The sequence below is a fragment of the Pseudoxanthomonas mexicana genome, assembly GCF_046736355.1.
Classification (GTDB): domain Bacteria; phylum Pseudomonadota; class Gammaproteobacteria; order Xanthomonadales; family Xanthomonadaceae; genus Pseudoxanthomonas_A; species Pseudoxanthomonas_A mexicana_B.
The window spans coordinates 2,914,862-2,930,876 of sequence record NZ_CP157201.1; the positions used below are offsets into that span (position 1 = coordinate 2,914,862).

Annotated in this window: 15 protein-coding genes and 1 pseudogene; 10 read left to right on the top strand and 6 right to left on the bottom strand. The window is 71.0% G+C overall.

The window, feature by feature from the left end; all coding sequences use genetic code 11:
- Positions 1 to 61: 61 nt before the first annotated feature.
- On the top strand, positions 62 to 781 hold the full coding sequence (locus AAG688_RS13435; RefSeq protein WP_411832741.1) for a hypothetical protein: 720 nt from the start codon (positions 62 to 64) through the stop codon (positions 779 to 781).
- A 183-nt stretch (positions 782 to 964) separates the two neighbouring features.
- Here the strand turns inward: AAG688_RS13435 and AAG688_RS13440 are convergent, their stop codons facing one another.
- The gene (locus AAG688_RS13440; RefSeq protein ID WP_411832742.1) at positions 965 to 2,143 is read right to left on the bottom strand and encodes a UbiH/UbiF family hydroxylase; all 1,179 of its coding nucleotides are present in this window, start codon (positions 2,141 to 2,143) and stop codon (positions 965 to 967) included.
- On the bottom strand, positions 2,140 to 3,348 hold the full coding sequence (gene ubiH / locus AAG688_RS13445) for a 2-octaprenyl-6-methoxyphenyl hydroxylase (protein ID WP_411832743.1): 1,209 nt from the start codon (positions 3,346 to 3,348) through the stop codon (positions 2,140 to 2,142). Before ubiH ends, AAG688_RS13440 begins: the two co-directional genes overlap by 4 nt.
- 108 nt (positions 3,349 to 3,456) lie before the next feature.
- On the opposite strand from ubiH, the gene AAG688_RS13450 reads away from it, so the two are divergent.
- From AAG688_RS13450 to AAG688_RS13490, 9 genes and pseudogenes are all read left to right on the top strand, one after another.
- Complete coding sequence (locus AAG688_RS13450; RefSeq protein ID WP_411832744.1) at positions 3,457 to 4,050, top strand: hypothetical protein; 594 nt, start codon at positions 3,457 to 3,459, stop codon at positions 4,048 to 4,050.
- Positions 4,051 to 4,060: 10 nt separating this feature from the next.
- Complete coding sequence (locus tag AAG688_RS13455) at positions 4,061 to 4,618, top strand: cob(I)yrinic acid a,c-diamide adenosyltransferase (RefSeq protein WP_411832745.1); 558 nt, start codon at positions 4,061 to 4,063, stop codon at positions 4,616 to 4,618.
- Positions 4,615 to 5,523 carry a histone deacetylase family protein gene (locus tag AAG688_RS13460; protein ID WP_411832746.1) on the top strand — a complete coding sequence of 303 codons (909 nt, stop codon included), beginning with the start codon at positions 4,615 to 4,617 and terminating at the stop codon, positions 5,521 to 5,523. Before AAG688_RS13455 ends, AAG688_RS13460 begins: the two co-directional genes overlap by 4 nt.
- 268 nt (positions 5,524 to 5,791) lie before the next feature.
- Positions 5,792 to 8,209, top strand: coding sequence for an LPS assembly protein LptD (gene lptD, locus AAG688_RS13465; protein WP_411832747.1), 2,418 nt, complete (start codon positions 5,792 to 5,794; stop codon positions 8,207 to 8,209).
- 5 nt (positions 8,210 to 8,214) lie between these two features.
- Complete coding sequence (locus tag AAG688_RS13470) at positions 8,215 to 9,543, top strand: peptidylprolyl isomerase (RefSeq protein WP_411832748.1); 1,329 nt, start codon at positions 8,215 to 8,217, stop codon at positions 9,541 to 9,543.
- Positions 9,540 to 10,523 carry a 4-hydroxythreonine-4-phosphate dehydrogenase PdxA gene (gene pdxA, locus AAG688_RS13475; protein ID WP_411835013.1) on the top strand — a complete coding sequence of 328 codons (984 nt, stop codon included), beginning with the start codon at positions 9,540 to 9,542 and terminating at the stop codon, positions 10,521 to 10,523. The genes AAG688_RS13470 and pdxA overlap by 4 nt, the downstream gene beginning before the upstream one ends.
- Entirely contained in the window at positions 10,520 to 11,305 is a 786-nt protein-coding gene (gene rsmA, locus AAG688_RS13480) for a 16S rRNA (adenine(1518)-N(6)/adenine(1519)-N(6))-dimethyltransferase RsmA (protein WP_411832749.1), read from the top strand. Before pdxA ends, rsmA begins: the two co-directional genes overlap by 4 nt.
- Positions 11,306 to 11,317: 12 nt before the next feature.
- Positions 11,318 to 11,722 (top strand): Co2+/Mg2+ efflux protein ApaG, encoded by a 405-nt coding sequence (apaG, locus tag AAG688_RS13485; RefSeq protein ID WP_411832750.1) that lies wholly within the window; start codon positions 11,318 to 11,320, stop codon positions 11,720 to 11,722.
- Positions 11,722 to 12,570, top strand: a pseudogene (locus AAG688_RS13490) (symmetrical bis(5'-nucleosyl)-tetraphosphatase); the annotation flags it as partial. The gene apaG and the pseudogene AAG688_RS13490, both read left to right, overlap by 1 nt.
- A gap of 314 nt (positions 12,571 to 12,884) precedes the next feature.
- On the opposite strand, the gene AAG688_RS13495 reads toward AAG688_RS13490, so the two are convergent.
- From AAG688_RS13495 to AAG688_RS13510, 4 genes are all read right to left on the bottom strand, one after another.
- Entirely contained in the window at positions 12,885 to 13,373 is a 489-nt protein-coding gene (locus AAG688_RS13495; protein WP_411835014.1) for a dihydrofolate reductase, read from the bottom strand.
- 116 nt (positions 13,374 to 13,489) lie between these two features.
- Positions 13,490 to 14,284, bottom strand: coding sequence for a thymidylate synthase (locus AAG688_RS13500; protein ID WP_411832751.1), 795 nt, complete (start codon positions 14,282 to 14,284; stop codon positions 13,490 to 13,492).
- Entirely contained in the window at positions 14,281 to 15,159 is an 879-nt protein-coding gene (gene lgt, locus AAG688_RS13505; RefSeq protein ID WP_411835015.1) for a prolipoprotein diacylglyceryl transferase, read from the bottom strand. The genes AAG688_RS13500 and lgt overlap by 4 nt, the downstream gene beginning before the upstream one ends.
- A 113-nt stretch (positions 15,160 to 15,272) precedes the next feature.
- The gene (locus tag AAG688_RS13510; RefSeq protein WP_411832752.1) at positions 15,273 to 16,007 is read right to left on the bottom strand and encodes a TerC family protein; all 735 of its coding nucleotides are present in this window, start codon (positions 16,005 to 16,007) and stop codon (positions 15,273 to 15,275) included.
- Positions 16,008 to 16,015: the final 8 nt, after the last annotated feature.

Below are 16,015 nucleotides of genomic sequence, written 5' to 3' on the forward strand. Positions count from 1 at the left end.
CGGGTAGTCTCAGGCCGTGCAATCCGGCCAGGGCACACTGGTCCTCCAGCGAAGGAGCATCATGAATACCCTCCCCCTCAAGGATCCGGCCGCGTTCGGCAGCGAGTTCCTGCGCCTGACCCTGCTGCAGGGCTTCCAGTCGCTGACCAAGCGCGACCTGGAACTGCTGATCTTCGTGCTGCTCGAGCGCGACGGCGCCATCGAGCGCAGCGAGTCCAACTTCACCGTCGCCGGCAAGCTGCGGGTGACGCCGGCCAAGGTCAAGGCGCTGCGCCGCGACGGCTACGCGCGCTGGCGCGCGCTGGTGCCGGAGGAACGCGACGCCGCGCTGCAGCGCATCGTCGCCACCGTGCTGACCGAGGCCAACCTGCGCGCCGGCGCCAAGCACGTCAGCGAGCGCAGCCGCAAGGACGGCTTCCTCGCCATCCGCATCGAGCACCCGGACGACGCGCAGCAGTTCGAGCAGGCGCTGCTGGACGTGGGCGCGCTGCCGGTCTACGAGCGCAACCGCGAGGTGATGGCGGTGCGCTTCGACGCGCTGCTGGCGATGGCCGAGCGCTGGGGCTACCTGCGTCCGGACCCGGAAGCGGTCACCCGCGCATTGCAGCAGATGGCGCCGGCATCGGAGGAAGTGGCGGAGCTGCTCAGGAAGGACGTGTCCAAACTCCGCTGGCAGGACGTGCGCAACGCGCTCAACAGCCTCGGCGCCAGGGCCGTGGCCGGCACCGCCGAGGGCGCGCTGAAGGCGCTGCTGAAGCTGGCGTTTCCGTTCCTGCCGTAGGCCCCGTCATCCCCCCTTCCGGATGGATGTAGAGCGGAGCTTGCTCCGCTGCTCTAGGCTCCGGAGCCGGCAGAGCCGAGCAAGCTCGGCTCTACAAACGCATCGATGACGCGCCGTTCAATATCCAGAGCATCGACGGCACGTCGTTCAAATATCCACGCTCGGAATGACGGGCAAAACGCTCTATGCCCCCGCCGCCCTGCGCCACAGCGCCGCGGCGATGCCTGGCACCCGCCCGGCCAGGCCCAGCAACGGGCCGCGCAGCAGGGTCAGGTGCATCTCGTCGTTGGAGAACAGCCGGTTGATGCCGTCGAAGGCATGGGCGGCGACCGCGTTCTCGCTGCGGCGTCCGCGCGCCCAGCGGCGCAGGCGGTGCGCGCTGTCCCAGTCGGTACGGCGCGCCTGCGCGTCGGCCACCATCGCGCGCAGCGCGGCGACGTCGCGCAGGCCCAGGTTGACGCCCTGCCCGGCCAGCGGATGCACGACGTGGGCGGCGTCGCCGAGCAGCAGCACCCGCCCGCTGACCTCGGCCGCCGCCAGTTGCCGGCGCAGCGGGAATGCAGCGCGCTCCGAGGCCAGCCGCATTTCGCCCAGCCACCCGCCGAAGGCGCGCGACAGCTCGCGGCCGAAGTCGTCGGACGGCAGCGCCAGCACCCGCTGCGCCTCCGCGTCCGGCAGCGTCCACACGATCGAGGCCAGCCCCTGCGCGAACGGCAGCACCGCCAGCGGACCAGTCGGCAGGAAGCGCTGCCACGCGGTGTCCTCGTGCGGCGCATCGGTCCGGATATAGGCGACCACGCCGCGCTGGCCGTAGTCGTGGCGATCCACGTCCACCCCGGCCAGCGCGCGCAGGGCCGACTCGGCGCCGTCGGCGGCGATCGCCACTCGTGCCTCCAGCCGGCCACCATCCTCCAGCCGCAGCCGCACGCCGCTTGCGTCCTGCTCCAGCGTCTGCACGCGCGCCGGGCACAGCACGCGCACGCCGGCCTGCGGCAGCGCCTGCCACAACCGTTCGACCAGCAGCCTGTTCTCGACGATCCAGCCCAGTTGCGGCTGGCCCAGCCGATCGGCGTCGAACGCCAGCTCGCCGCCGCCGGCCGCGTCCCACACGCGCATGCGCCGATACGGCTGCGCGCGCGCGGCGGCGATGCCGTCCCACACGCCCAGTTCGTCCAGCAACCGCGCGTTGTCGGCGGCGAAGGCGAACACGCGCAGGTCGGGATCGTCCTGCGACCAGGCCGCCGGCTCGCGCGCCTCGACCAGCGCCACCTCCAGCCCCTGCTTCGCCAGCGCCAGCGCGCCCGCCGCGCCGACCACGCCGGCGCCGACCACCACTGCATCGAGCCTGCCGCGCCGGCTCATCGCCCGGCCTCCCGGCACAGCGCCGGCACCTGCCCGCGGAAGCCCATCGCCCCGCCGACCAGCCAGGACTGCACCGGCGCAGTGTTGCCGGCGACCAGCATGCCGAGGCTGCGCAGCGCGCCGGCCAGCGGCGCGTCGCTGCAGGTCAGCCGCGCCAGTCCGTCGGAGAAGGCCAGGGTGCGGCTGCGATCCTCCGCGCGGCGCGCGGCGTATTCGTCCAGCAGCGCGGCGGCGCCGGGATCGGCCTCGCCCTGCAGCAGTTCGGCCAGGGTCAGCGCGTCGCGCAGGCCGAGGTTGAAGCCCTGCGCGCCGATCGGGTGGATGGTCTGCGCGGCGTTGCCCAGCAGCAGCGCGCGCGGCGCCTGCAGCCGCTGCGCGACCACCCGCCGGATCGGATAGGCGCTGCGCTCGCCGGAAGCCAGCAGCCGCCCGACCCGCCAGCCGAACGCGGCCTGCACGCGCGCCAGCCAGCCGGCCTCGTCCAGCGCGGCCACCGCCTCGGTCTCGCCCGTGCCCACGCCATGCACCACGCCGTAATGGCGATCGCCGCGCGGCAGCAGCGCGGTCGGTCCGTGCGCGGTCAGGCGCTCGTAGGCGGTGCCGTCGGGCGCGCGCTCGGCGCGCACGCGGGCCACGAACAGGGTCTGCGCGTAGTCGTGCTCGTCGGTATCGATGCCCAGCGCCGCGCGCACCGCGCTGGCGGTGCCGTCGGCGGCGATCACCAGCCGCGCATGCAACGATTGCCCACCCGCCTCCGTGTCGATGCGAAGCTCGCGCACACCCTCGGTTTCCTCGCCCAGCGCGACGAAGCGCGCCGGGCGGTAGCGCGCCAGCCGCGGCAGTTCGGCCAGCCGCGCCTCCAGCGCCTCGCCGAAGTCGCGCGCCACCACCACCTGGCCGAAGCTGTCGCGGCCGTAGTCGGCCGCCTCCAGCCGGACCCGGCCGAAATCGCCCTGCCGGCTGACGTGGATGCGCTGGATGGCGCCGGCCGGCGCACGCAGCTTCTGCATCACCCCCAGCGCGGTCAGCGCGTTGACGGTGGCGGCGGCGAAGCTGAGGTTGCGCTGGTCGAACACCGCCGGCATCGCCGCCGCCGGCGTGGCCTCGACCATCGCCACGTCCAGCCCGGTCCGCTCCAGCGCGATGGCCAGGCTCGCGCCGACCAGTCCGCCGCCCACAATCACCACATCGTGCCGTGTCGTCATCGCGCCATGATACCGGCTCCGGCCTGCGCGCCCTTGGCCCATCGTCGCGTTGGGCCGGGGCCGCCGGCTCGGCTAGAATGGCGGCTTGAGTCCCGGGAACCGCACCGCATGAACACCCAAACCCAGAAGGCCGTGATCCTGGCCCTGCTCGCTGCGCTGATGATCGCCACCCGCAGCCACCTGCTGTACCACTTCGCGCCGGTGCCGGACGCGTCGTGGGCGGTGTTCTTCATCGCCGGCTTCTACCTGCGCGGCTGGGGCAGGTGGGCGTTCCCCGCGCTGATGGCGCTGGCGGTGCTGGTGGACTACGTGGCGATCACCCGCCAGGGCATGGATTTCTTCGCCCATTACTGCATGTCGCCGGGCTACTGGTTCCTGGTGCCGGCCTACTTCGCGCTGTGGATGGGCGGCAGCCTGGTGCGCCGCCAGTACCGCAAGGCCGACGGCAAGGCGCTCGCCCTGCTGGTCGCCAGCCTGATCGGCGCGGTGGTGGCCTGCCAGTTGTTCAGCCAGGGCGGCTTCTACTGGTTCAGCGACAGCGTCGCCGAGCCGAGCCTGGCCGGCTGGTGGAAGAACTACACCGACTGGCTGCTGCCGTACCTGCGCACCACCGCCATCTACGTCGGCCTGGCGGTCATCGTCCACGTCGGCATCGCCCAGGCGGTCCGGCTGGCGCGCCCGCACGGCCGCCGCGCCGGCTGACGGCGCGCCGATGGGCAACCGCCTCTCCCGCATCTACACCCGCACCGGCGACGACGGCAGCACCGGTCTGGGCGACGGCACCCGCGTCGGCAAGGACTCGGCGCGGGTTAACGCCTACGGCACCGTCGACGAGGCCAACTCGGCGCTCGGCGTGCTGCTGGCGGTGCCGGCGCTGCCGCAGGACGTGCGCGAACTGCTCACCACCCTCCAGCACCAGCTGTTCGATCTCGGCGGCGAGCTGTGCATCCCCGGCCACGCGGCGATCACCGCCGCCGACGTCGCCGCGCTGGAGCAGCGGCTGGACCACTACAACGCACCGCTGCCGGCATTGAAGGACTTCATCCTGCCGGCCGGCGGCGAGGCCGCCGCGCGCTGCCACCTGGCCCGCACCATCGTGCGCCGCGCCGAGCGCGAGACCGTCGCCCTGGCCCGCCACGAGGCGGTGCGGCCGGAGGCCATCGGCTACCTCAACCGCCTGTCCGACCTGCTGTTCGTGCTGGCGCGCGTGCTGGCGCGCCACGACGGCCAGGGCGAAGTGATCTGGAACCACCAGCGCCGGCACGCGTGATCATCTACACGCACCCGGCCTGCCTGCAGCACGATCCCGGTCCCGAGCATCCGGAAAGACCGGCGCGGCTGCAGGTGGTGCTGGAAGCCCTGCGGCAGGCCCACGGCGATGCCGACTGGCGCGAGGCGCCGATGGTCAAGCGCGGCGACCTGCAGCGCGTGCACGCCGAGGAACTGATCCGGCAGGTGCTGGACACCGGGCCGGACGACTACCTGCAACTGGATCCGGACACGGCGATGTCGCCCGGTTCGCGCCAGGCCGCGCTGCACGCCGCCGGCGCCGGCGTGGCGGCGGTGGACGCGGTGATGCGCGGCGACGCCGACACCGTCTTCTGCGCGGTGCGCCCGCCCGGCCACCACGCCACCGGCAGCACCGCGATGGGCTTCTGCCTGTTCAACAACATCGCCATCGCCGCCGCCCACGCCTGCGACGCGCATGGGCTGGAACGGGTGGCGATCGTCGATTTCGACGTCCACCACGGCAACGGCACCCAGGACATCTTCTTCAACGATCCCCGCGTGGCCTACTTCAGCAGCCACGAGTCCGGGCTGTATCCCAACAGCGGCGCGCCGTACGAACGCGGGGTCGGCAACGTGTTCAACGTGCTGCTGCCGCCGGGCAGCGGCGGCTTCCGCTTCCAGAACGTCTGGGAGGACGAGCTGCTGCCGGCGCTGGAAACCCTGCAGCCGCAGCTGTTGCTGATCTCGGCCGGCTTCGACGCGCATGTGCGCGATCCGCTGGCCGACCTGATGCTGGAGACCAGCGACTTCGCCTGGCTGACCCGGCAGTTGCGCGCGCTGGCCCGCCGCCATGCCGGCGGCCGCGTGGTGTCGATGCTGGAGGGCGGCTACGACCTGGAGGCGCTGCGCGAATGCAGCGTCGCCCACTGCGACGAGCTGCGCTAGCCAGGGCAGCCGAACCAGCCCGGCCCCGCAAGATGGCGTAGCGCGGAGCTTGCTCCACTGCCCTGCCCCGCGCGAAGCCGCAGCAGCCGAGCAGGCTCGGCTCTACGGGATGGCGCAGGGCCGATCATGCTCCACTGCCCCTGCCCGCGCGACCGGGGCACAGCATGAACCCCGCCCGAAACCGCCGTGGGGCCTTCATTGCCCGCATGCGCCTTATCCGGCAAGCTAGCGGCCGCTTTCGCCTCCCGCTCATGGAGCCCTGCACCGCGTGCGCCCTGCCTTCCGCCTGCTGCCGCTGCCGCTAAGCATCGCCCTCTGCCTGCCGGCGATGGCCGACGACGACAAGCCCGTGAGCTGGGCGCTGTGCCCAGTGCAGGACGTGATCCCCAGCTTCGCGGGCGCGCCGGCCGGCCAGCCACGCGGCGATCGCACCGGACTGCCGACCTCGATCGAGGGCGATGAACTCGGCGGCACCGAGGCCAACCTGGAATACCAGGGCAACGTCGCGCTGACCCGCGGCGACCAGTTCCTAGGCGCCGACAACCTCAAGTACGACCAGGAAAACGACACCTACGTCGCCGACGGCCACGTGCGCTACCAGGACGCCGGCATCCGCCTGGTCGCCGAGCGCGCGCGCGGCAACCAGGAGGACGACACCCACCAGATCGACAACATCCGCTACCAGCTGGTGTCGCGGCGCGGCAACGGCGGCGCCGACCGCATCGAGATGAAGGGCTCGACCGGCATCATGCGCCACTCGACCTATTCCACCTGCGATCCCTCCGATCGCCGCTGGGAGCTGCGTTCGCGGCGCATCGACGTGGACACCGACGCCGGCTGGGGCGTGGCGCGCGGGGCGACCATCCGGCTCGGCAAATTTCCCGTGCTGTACGTGCCCTACCTGAAGTTCCCGATCGACGACCGCCGCCATACCGGCCTGCTGTATCCGTCGATCAGCATGTCCGGCCGCAACGGCTTCGACTATGAGCAGCCGGTCTACTTCAACCTCGCGCCCAACTACGACGCCACCCTGTACCCGCGCTACATGAGCGATCGCGGCGCGCTGCTGGGGGCCGAGTTCCGCTACCTGTACCCGAAGGGCCAGGGCGTGCTGGAGGGCAGCTGGATGCCCAGCGACGAGCTGCTGCGCGACCGCGCGCGCGAGCCCGGCTTCGACCCGTTGCGCAACCCGGATCCGGACGACGCCCGCGGCATGTTCGCCTTCGCCGGCAACCACAACCTCAACCGCATCTGGCAGGCGCGCGCCAACCTGACCTGGATCAGCGATTCGCGCTACACCGAGGACTTCAGCAACTCGCTGTACGGCCAGGCGATGACCTCCGTGGTCAGCAGCGCCGGCATCTTCGGCCTGGGCCGCCACTGGAGCGGCGGCCTGATGGCCGACCACTGGCAGTTGTCGGACTACACCATCAGCGAGCTGTCGCTGCCCTACAACCGGCTGCCGCGCCTGTACGCCAACTGGGAGCAGCCGTTCGGCCGCTGGCTGACCGCCGGCATGCATGCCGAGGCGGTGCGCTTCCAGCACGACCAGCATCCCGGCGGCAGCCGCGTGGACATCAAGCCGTTCGTGTCGATGCCGCTGCAGGGCGCCGCCTGGTTCGTCATCCCCACCCTGGCCTGGCGGCATACCGCCTACCGGCTGGAGGACGGCCTGGCCGATCGCCTGGCCGCGCAGCAGGCCGCCGCAGCCCTGGGCATCGCGCCGGATCAGGTCACGCCGGCGCAGGCCGCGCCCTACCGCGACGACGCGCCGCAGCGCAGCCTGCCGATCGCCTCGCTCGACGCCGGCCTGTATTTCGACCGCGAGACCGAGATCAAGGGCAGCCGCTTCCTGCACACGCTGGAACCGCGCCTGTTCTACCTCAACGCGCCCTACCGCGAGCAGGACGGCCTGCCGATCTTCGACACCCGGCCGTTCTCCTTCAGCTGGGGGCAGATGTTCCGCGACAACCGCTACACCGGCCCGGACCGGCAGACCGACGCCAACCAGCTGACCCTGGCGCTGAGCACGCGCTTCCTGCGCCAGTCCGACGGCTTCGAGCGGCTGTCGGCCAGCATCGGCCAGATCCGCTATTTCGACGACAACCGGGTCACCGCGCCGGGCGAGATACCGGTGTCGCAGGGCAAGTCGGCCTGGGTCGCCGACGCCAACTACGCGCCGACCGATCGCTGGACCATCGGCGCGTCCTACCAGTGGGATCCCAAGTTCCGCCGCGAGGACCTGGCCAGCGTGCGCGCGCGCTACCTGTTCGGCGAGGACGGCGTGGTCAACCTGACCTACCGCCACCGCCGCGACCTGCTGGAACAGGCCGACTTCTCCTTCCTCTACCCGGTCACCCCGGCGTGGAGCGTGGTCGGCCGCTACTACCACTCCTTCGAGGACGACCAGATGCTCGAAGGCATCGCCGGCGTGCAGTGGGACAGCTGCTGCCTGGCGGTGCGCGCGCTGGTGCGTCGCTACGTGCGCAGCCGGGAGGGCGACATGAACACCGCCTTCCAGGTCGAGTTCGTCCTCAAGGGACTGGGCTCGGCCGGCCAGGACACCGAGCGCACCTTGCGCCGTGCTATCCTCGGGTACTACCGCGACGACCTCTATCTGGTCCCGCCAGGCAACACCGTCTCTACTCCGGCCGGCAAAGCCCAGGCTCCGGACCCAATCCCATGAAGACCATGCCCAATCGCGCCCTGTTCAACCGCGTCCTGCTGGCCGTGCTGCTGGCCGCCGCCATCGGCGTCTCCCACGCCCAGACGCTACAGCCCCTCGACCGCATCGCCGCCGTCGTCAACGAGGACGTCATCCTGCAAAGCGAGCTCGAGCGCGCCGTGCAGAACGTCGTCAGCCAGTACGCCAACCAGCCCGGCCAGCTGCCGCCGCGCGCGGTGCTGGAGCGGCAGGTGCTCGAGCGCCTGGTGCTGGTCAAGCTGCAGGTCGCGCGCGCCGCCGAGAGCGGCATCCGCGTCAGCGACCAGGAACTCAACAGCGCCGTCGCCGCCGTCGCCCAGCAGAACGGCATGAGCCTGGACGCGCTGCGCCAGCGCCTGCAGGCCGATGGCATGTCGTTCGACGACTTCCGCGCCTCGCTGCGCGAGGAGATGAGCGTGCAGCGGCTGCGCCAGAGCTTCGCCCAGAGCCGCGTGCAGGTCAGCGAGGGCGAGGTGGACGCGGCGCTGGCCGCGCAGGCCGGCGGCAGCGTGCAGTACCACCTGGCGCACATCCTGGTCGCGCTGCCGGAAGGCGCCAGCGCCGAGCAGATCGGCGTCGGCCAGCAGAAGGCCGAGGGCGTCAAGGGCCTGATCGAGCGCGGCGAGATGGAGTTCGCGGCCGCCGCGGTGCGCTATTCCGACAGTCCCAACGCGCTGGAGGGCGGCGACCTGGGCTGGCGCAGCCTGGACGAGATCCCGAGCGCCTTCGTCAACCTGCTGCGCGGCATGCAGCCGGGGCAGATGGTCGGCCCGATCCGCGGCCCCAGCGGCTTCCAGCTGCTCAAGCTGGTCGAGACCCGCGACGCCGCGCAGGCCGGCAGCCAGATGATGACCGAATACCACGCCCGCCACATCCTGGTCCGGGTGACCGAGGTGCAGGACGCGGCGGCCGCCAAGGCCAGGATCGACACGCTGCGCGCGCGCATCGCCGGCGGCGCCGACTTCGTCGAGGTCGCGCGCGAGTCGTCCGAGGACGCCAACAGCCGCGGCGAGGGCGGCGACCTGGGCTGGTTCCCCGCCGACGCCTTCGGCCCCGGCTTCGGCCAGCAGCTCGCCTCGGTCGAGGACGGCGGCGTGACCGCGCCGTTCCGCACCGATGCCGGCTGGCACATCGTCCAGCGCGTGGCCACCCGCCAGACCGACATGGGCAGCGCCAACCAGCGCGCGCAGATGCGCGAGACCATCGGCCGCCGCAAGCTGGAGGACGAGTACAACCGCTTCCTGCAGGAACTGCGCGGCGAGGCCTACGTCAACTTCCGCAGCGGCGATCGCGGCGAGAACGCCAGCGGCGGCTGATGAAACCCCGGCTCGCCCTGGTGCCCGGCGAGCCGGCCGGCATCGGGCCGGAACTTTGCGTGCGGCTCGTCCAGCGGGCGCGTGAGGACTGCACGCTGCTGGCCTTCTCCGATCCGCGCCCGCTGCGCGCCGCCGCGCAGGCGCTGGCCCTGCCGCTGCGCCTGCGCGAACCCGGCGAGGACTGGCAGCGCCCCGGCGACCTGCCGCTGCACGCCGTCCCGCAGGCGGCCGACGGCCGCTTCGGCCACACCGATCCGCGCAATGCGCCCGCCGTCATCGCCGCCCTGGCCACGGCCGCCGACGCCTGCCTGTCCGGCGCGCTGGACGGGCTGGTGACCGGCCCGGTGCACAAGGCGGCGATCAACGAAGGCGGCATCGCCTACACCGGCACCACCGAACTGCTGGCCGAACGCGCCGGCTGCGAGGTGGTGATGATGCTGGCCAACGACATCGTCCGCGTCGCCCTGGCGACCACCCACCTGCCGCTGCGCGAGGTCGCCGACGCGATCACCGGCGAGGGGCTGGCGCGCACGCTGCGCATCCTCCACCAGGCCTTGCTGCGCGACTTCGGCATCGCATCGCCGCGCATCGCCGTGCTCGGCCTCAACCCGCATGCGGGCGAATCCGGCCACCTGGGCGGCGAGGAGATCGCCGTCATCATCCCGGTACTGGACGCGCTGCGCGCCGAGGGTCTGCAGCTGATCGGGCCGCTGCCGGCCGACACCGCGTTCCTGCCGCAGAAGCTGGCCGGTTTCGACGCGGTGCTGGCGATGTACCACGACCAGGGCCTGCCGGTGCTCAAGTACAGCGGCTTCGAGCAGGCGGTCAACCTCACCCTCGGCCTGCCCTATCCGCGCGTGGCGGTCGATCACGGCACCGCGCTGGAGCTGGCCGGGCGCGGCGTCGCCGATCCTTCCAGCCTGTTCGCCGCGACCGCGACCTGCGCGGCCATCGCCGCGCGACGTAAACTGGCGCGATGACGTTCAAGGCGCCTCCGAAGAAATCGCTCGGCCAGCACTTCCTGACCGATCGCCACTACATCGATCGCATCGTGCTGGCGGTCGATCCGCGGCCGGGCGATCGCCTGGTCGAGATCGGCCCGGGCCAGGGCGCGATCACGCTGCCGTTGCTGAGGAAGCACGGCGAGCTGACCGCCATCGAGTTCGACCGCGACCTGATCACGCCGCTGATGGAGGCGTCCGAAGGCGTCGGCCGGCTGACCATCGTCCACAAGGACGTGCTGCAGGTGGACTTCGGCAAGCTCGCCGGCGAAGGGAAAATCCGCCTGCTCGGCAACCTGCCCTACAACCTGTCCTCGCCGATCCTGTTCCATGCGCTGGAACATGCGCAGGCGATCGGCGACATGGTGTTCATGCTGCAGAAGGAAGTCGTCGATCGCATGGCCGCCGGCCCGGGGAGCAAGGTCTACGGGCGGCTCAGCGTGATGCTGCAGGCCTACTGCGAGGTGACGCCGCTGTTCGTAGTGCCGCCGGGCGCGTTCCGGCCGCCGCCGAAGGTGGACTCGGCGGTGGTGCGGATGGTGCCGCTGCCGGCCGGGCGCGTGCGGGTGGCCGACGCGCGCCGCTTCGCCGACATCGTCCGCGCCGCGTTCGGCCAGCGCCGCAAGACGCTGCGCAACGCGCTGTCCGGCGTCTGCGACGAGGCGCAGATCGTCGCGGCGGGGCTGCGCCCGGAACTGCGCGCCGAACAGGTCGAGGTGGACGGCTTCATCCGCCTGGCCAACCTGCCGCCTGCGGCATAGTCGAACCCTCACATGGCTTTGCATAAACTGTCGGGCATGCACAAACCCGACCACGCCATCGACGTCGACGTCGCCACCCGCTTCCTCGAGGATCAGTCCGCGCCCGAGGACGGCCGCTACGTGTTCGCCTACACCATCCGCATCCGCAACCGCGGCCAGGTGCCGGCGCAACTGCTCGGCCGGCACTGGATCATCACCGACGCCAACGGCAAGGTGCAGGAAGTGACCGGCGAGGGCGTGGTCGGCGAGCAGCCGCACCTGCGGCCCGGCGAGGACTTCCGCTACACCTCCGGCGCGGTGCTGGAGACGCCGCTGGGCACGATGCGCGGCAGCTACCGGATGCTGGCCGACGACGGCACCCGCTTCGACGCGCCGATCCCGCAGTTCACCCTGTCCATCCCGCGGACGCTGCACTGATGGCGGTCTGGGCAATCGGCGACCTGCAGGGCTGCTACGACGCCACCGCGCGGCTGCTGGAGCGCATCGCCTTCGATCCGGCGCGCGACCGGCTGTGGTTCTGCGGCGACCTGGTCAACCGCGGCGGGCAGTCGCTGGAGACGCTGCGGCTGGTGCATTCGCTGCGCGAGCACAGCGTGGTGGTGCTGGGCAACCACGATCTGTCGCTGCTGGCGATCGGCGAGCGCAGCCGCGACGAGCAGCGCAAGGTCAACATCGACCTGCAGCGCGTGGTGCTGGCCGACGACGCGCGCGAACTGCTGGACTGGCTGCGCATGCAGAAGCTGCTGCACGCCGACCGCAAGCTGGGCTGGATGATGATCCACGCCGGGCTGGCGCCGAAGTGGACCACGCAACTGGCCGAGAAGCACGCGCGCGAGGTCGAGCAGCAGCTGCACGGCGGCGGCTACCGCAAGCTGCTGCGCAACATGTACGGCGACCGCCCGCCGTGGTCGCCGGGGCTGGCCGGCCTCGACCGCGCGCGCGCGATCATCAACCTGCTCACGCGGATGCGCTACTGCACGCCGCGCGGGCGCATGGTGGTCGAGGAGAAGGGCGCGCCCGGCACCCAGGCGCAGGGGCTGTATCCCTGGTACGAGGTTCCCGGCCGCGCCGAGCGCGATCTGAAAATCGTCTGCGGCCACTGGTCCACGCTGGGCCTGATGATCGGCCACGGCGTGCACGCCATCGACACCGGCGCGGTCTGGGGCGGCAAGCTGACCGCGCTGCAGCTGGACACCGACGAACTGCGCATCGTGCAGGTGCCCGGGCGCGACGTGGCACCGCCGCCCAAGGGGCAATTGCCGAAGGACTGAACCGTTCGTCCTGTGTTGTTGCTACGCTGTCGGCCGGGATGCCCGTCGCCTCCTGTGGGAGCGGCGTCAGTCGCGACCGGAAACTGGCCTCGTCGCGACTGACGTCGCTCCCACAAGGGCAGTCAGCGCTGGCGCTGACGGTCAGCAGCGCATGTAATCGACGAACTCGAAGGCGAAGGCGTGCTTCGCACCTGCCCACTCGATGGATGCCACCGCCTCCCGTGGGAGCGACGTCAGTCGCGACCGGAAACTGGCCTCGTCGCGACTGACGTCGCTCCCACAAGGGCAGTCAGCGCTGGCGCTGACGGTCAGCAGCGCATGTAATCGACGAACTCGAAGGCGAAGGCATGCTTCGCATCGGCCGGATGCGCCTCGCGGGCGGTGACGCGCCAGCGGGCCGCGTCGAATTCGGGAAAGAACGCATCGCCGTCGGCGACCACGGTATCGACATGGGTCAGGTGCAGCGCAGCGGCCAGCGGCAGGGTCAGCGCGTAGATCTCGGCGCCGCCGATGACGCACAGCTCGCGGGCGCCCGGCTCCGAGGCGATGCGCAGCGCCTGCTCCACCGACGCGACCGCCCGCATGCCCTCGAACGGCACGCGCCCGCCGCGGGTCAGCACCAGGTTGGTCCGCCCCGGCAGCGCCCGCCCCAGCGACTCGGCAGTCTTGCGCCCCATCAGCACCGGCTTGCCCAGCGTCAGTGCCTTGAAGCGCTTCAGATCGTCCGGCAGCCGCCACGGCAGGTCGTTGCCACGGCCGATGGCGCGATCGCGGCCCAGCGCTGCAATCAGGACGATGCGGGAATGGGGAATGGGGAATGGGGAATGGGAGCGTTGCTCCGCCCGGCTGACGGCCTCGCCGCCGGATGCGGCCGCTGGCGATTCCCCATTCCCCATTCCCGATTCCCGGCTCTTCATACCGCCACCGGCGCCTTGATCGCCGGATGCGGGTCGTAGTCTTCGATGGTGATGTCGTCGTAGGCGAAGGCGAACAAATCCTTCACCCGCGGATTGAGCCGCAGCTTCGGCAACGGGCGCGGCTCGCGCGACAACTGCTCGCGCGCCTGCTCGAAATGGTTGCAGTACAGGTGCGCGTCGCCCAGCGTGTGCACGAAATCGCCCACGCCCAGCCCGGTCGCCTGCGCCACCATGTGGGTCAGCAGCGCGTAGCTGGCGATGTTGAACGGCACGCCGAGGAAGATGTCGCCGCTGCGCTGGTAGAGCTGGCAGCTGAGCTTTCCGTCGACCACGTAGAACTGGAACAGCGCATGGCACGGCATCAGCGCCATCCGCGGCAGGTCGGCCACGTTCCAGGCGCTGATCACCAGCCGGCGCGAATCGGGATTGCGCTTGATCTCATCGACCAGCCACTGCATCTGGTCGATCCCGCGCCCGTCCGGGCCGGTCCAATGCCGCCACTGCCGGCCGTAGACCGGGCCGAGCTCGCCATGCTCGTCGGCCCACTCGTCCCAGATGCTGACCTTGTTGTCCTGCAGGTAGCCGATGTTGGTGTCGCCCTTCAGGAACCACAGCAGTTCGTGGACGATCGAGCGCAGGTGCAGCTTCTTGGTGGTGACCAGCGGGAAGCCTTCTTCCAGATCGAAGCGCATCTGCCAGCCGAACACGCTGCGCGTGCCGGTGCCGGTGCGATCGGACTTCTCCGCGCCGTGCTCCAGCACGTGGCGCAGCAGGTCCAGGTAGGCCTTCATGCGCTCTTCGCGCCGGCCGGCGATGCCGGCTGCAGGGTCGGGGCGCGGTGCGAGAGCCAAAGCAGGTACAGCCCCAGCAGGATCAGCGGGACGCTGAGGATCTGGCCCTTGGTCAGCCAGTCCCAGGCCACGTAGCGGCCTTCGTCCGGCACGCGCACGAACTCCACGGCGAAGCGGAACGCGCCGTACAGCAGCGCGAACATCCCCGACACCGCGTAGCGCGGGCGCGGCCTGCGCGAGAACGTCCACAGCACGGCGAACATCACCAGTCCCTCCAGCGCCGCCTGGTACAGCTGCGAAGGATGGCGGGCGAACTGATCCAGCATGCCGGCCGCATGCTGCGCCTTCAGCTCGACGGCCGACAGCGCCGACAGCGCCGGATCGGTCGGGAAGATCACGCCCCAGCCGGCCTGGGTGTACTTGCCCCACAGCTCGGCGCCGATGAAATTGCCGAGGCGGCCGAAGCCCAGCCCCAGCGGCACCAGCGGGGCGACGAAGTCCATCGTGTCGAAATAGTGCAGGCGCTGCCGGCGCGTCCACCACCACGCCGCCAGCATCACCCCGAGCAGGCCGCCGTGGAAGCTCATGCCGCCTTCCCAGACCTTGAAGATCGACAGCGGATTTTCAAGGAACCCGGAAAACCCGTAGAACAGCACGTAGCCGATGCGCCCGCCCAGCACCACGCCGAGCATGCCGTAGAACAGCAGGTCGGAGAACGCGTTGGCGTCCACGCCCGGCAGGCGCCCGGCACGCACGCGCTGGCGCCCCAGCCACCACGCCGCGACGAAGCCGAGCAGGTACATCAGGCCGTACCAGTGCAGCTTCAGCGGGCCGAGCGACAGGGCGACGGGATCGATCTGGTGGAGATAGGTCATGCCGGTGCGGCCCTCGGGAAGCGGAAGCGCCATTCTGACCTTCCGCCCCGGATCAATCCACAACGCGCGACGCCGCGCCGGCAAGCGCCGGCGCGTGCGGGCCCGCCGCGCTTTCAGTCCGGCAGCTGGCGCAGGCGCGCGCTGCGCTTGGCCCACAGGTTCAGGCACTCGACCGCGGCCGAGAAGCCCATCGCCGCGTACAGGTAGCCCTTCGGGATGTGCAGGCCGAAGCCGTCCACCGTCAGGTAGGCGCCGACCAGCACGATGAAGGCCAGCGCCAGCATCTTGATGGTGGGATTGTTGTCGATGAACTGGCCCAGCGGGCGCGCGGCCAGCAGCATCACCGCCACCGCCAGCAGGATCGCCGCGACCATCACCGGGGTATGGTTGGCCATGCCGACCGCGGCGATCACCGAGTCCAGCGAGAACACGATGTCGATCACCGCGATCTGGGCGATCACGCCGGCGAACGAGGCCGCCGGGCGGGTGTGCACGTCCTCCGCCTCCGGCACGCCCTTGACCAGTTCGATGATCTCCTTGATGCCCTTGTAGAGCAGGAACAGGCCGCCGAGGATCAGCACCAGGTCGCGCACCGAGATGCCGATGCCGAACAGCGTGAACAGGTCGTCGGTCAGGCCGGCCAGCCAGGCCAGGGTCAGCAGCAGGGCGATGCGGCTGATGCACGCCACCGCGATGCCGAACTTGCGCGCGACCTCGCGCTGGTGCGGCGGCAGCTTGCTGACCGCGATGGAGATGAACACCAGGTTGTCGATGCCCAGCACGATCTCGATCGCGCTCAGCGTCACCAGCGTGATCCACACCTGCGGATCGGTCAGCATCTCCATCATCTTTCTAC

Coding starts and splice junctions, on each gene's coding strand:
- ubiH (WP_411832743.1), bottom strand. CDS start 3,348: ATGACGACACGGCACGATGTGGTGATTGTGGGCGGCGGACTGGTCGGC.
- AAG688_RS13450 (WP_411832744.1), top strand. CDS start 3,457: ATGAACACCCAAACCCAGAAGGCCGTGATCCTGGCCCTGCTCGCTGCG.
- apaG (WP_411832750.1), top strand. CDS start 11,318: ATGGCTTTGCATAAACTGTCGGGCATGCACAAACCCGACCACGCCATC.
- AAG688_RS13435 (WP_411832741.1), top strand. CDS start 62: ATGAATACCCTCCCCCTCAAGGATCCGGCCGCGTTCGGCAGCGAGTTC.
- AAG688_RS13470 (WP_411832748.1), top strand. CDS start 8,215: ATGCCCAATCGCGCCCTGTTCAACCGCGTCCTGCTGGCCGTGCTGCTG.
- AAG688_RS13455 (WP_411832745.1), top strand. CDS start 4,061: ATGGGCAACCGCCTCTCCCGCATCTACACCCGCACCGGCGACGACGGC.
- AAG688_RS13500 (WP_411832751.1), bottom strand. CDS start 14,284: ATGAAGGCCTACCTGGACCTGCTGCGCCACGTGCTGGAGCACGGCGCG.
- AAG688_RS13440 (WP_411832742.1), bottom strand. CDS start 2,143: ATGAGCCGGCGCGGCAGGCTCGATGCAGTGGTGGTCGGCGCCGGCGTG.
- rsmA (WP_411832749.1), top strand. CDS start 10,520: ATGACGTTCAAGGCGCCTCCGAAGAAATCGCTCGGCCAGCACTTCCTG.
- AAG688_RS13510 (WP_411832752.1), bottom strand. CDS start 16,007: ATGATGGAGATGCTGACCGATCCGCAGGTGTGGATCACGCTGGTGACG.
- lgt (WP_411835015.1), bottom strand. CDS start 15,159: ATGACCTATCTCCACCAGATCGATCCCGTCGCCCTGTCGCTCGGCCCG.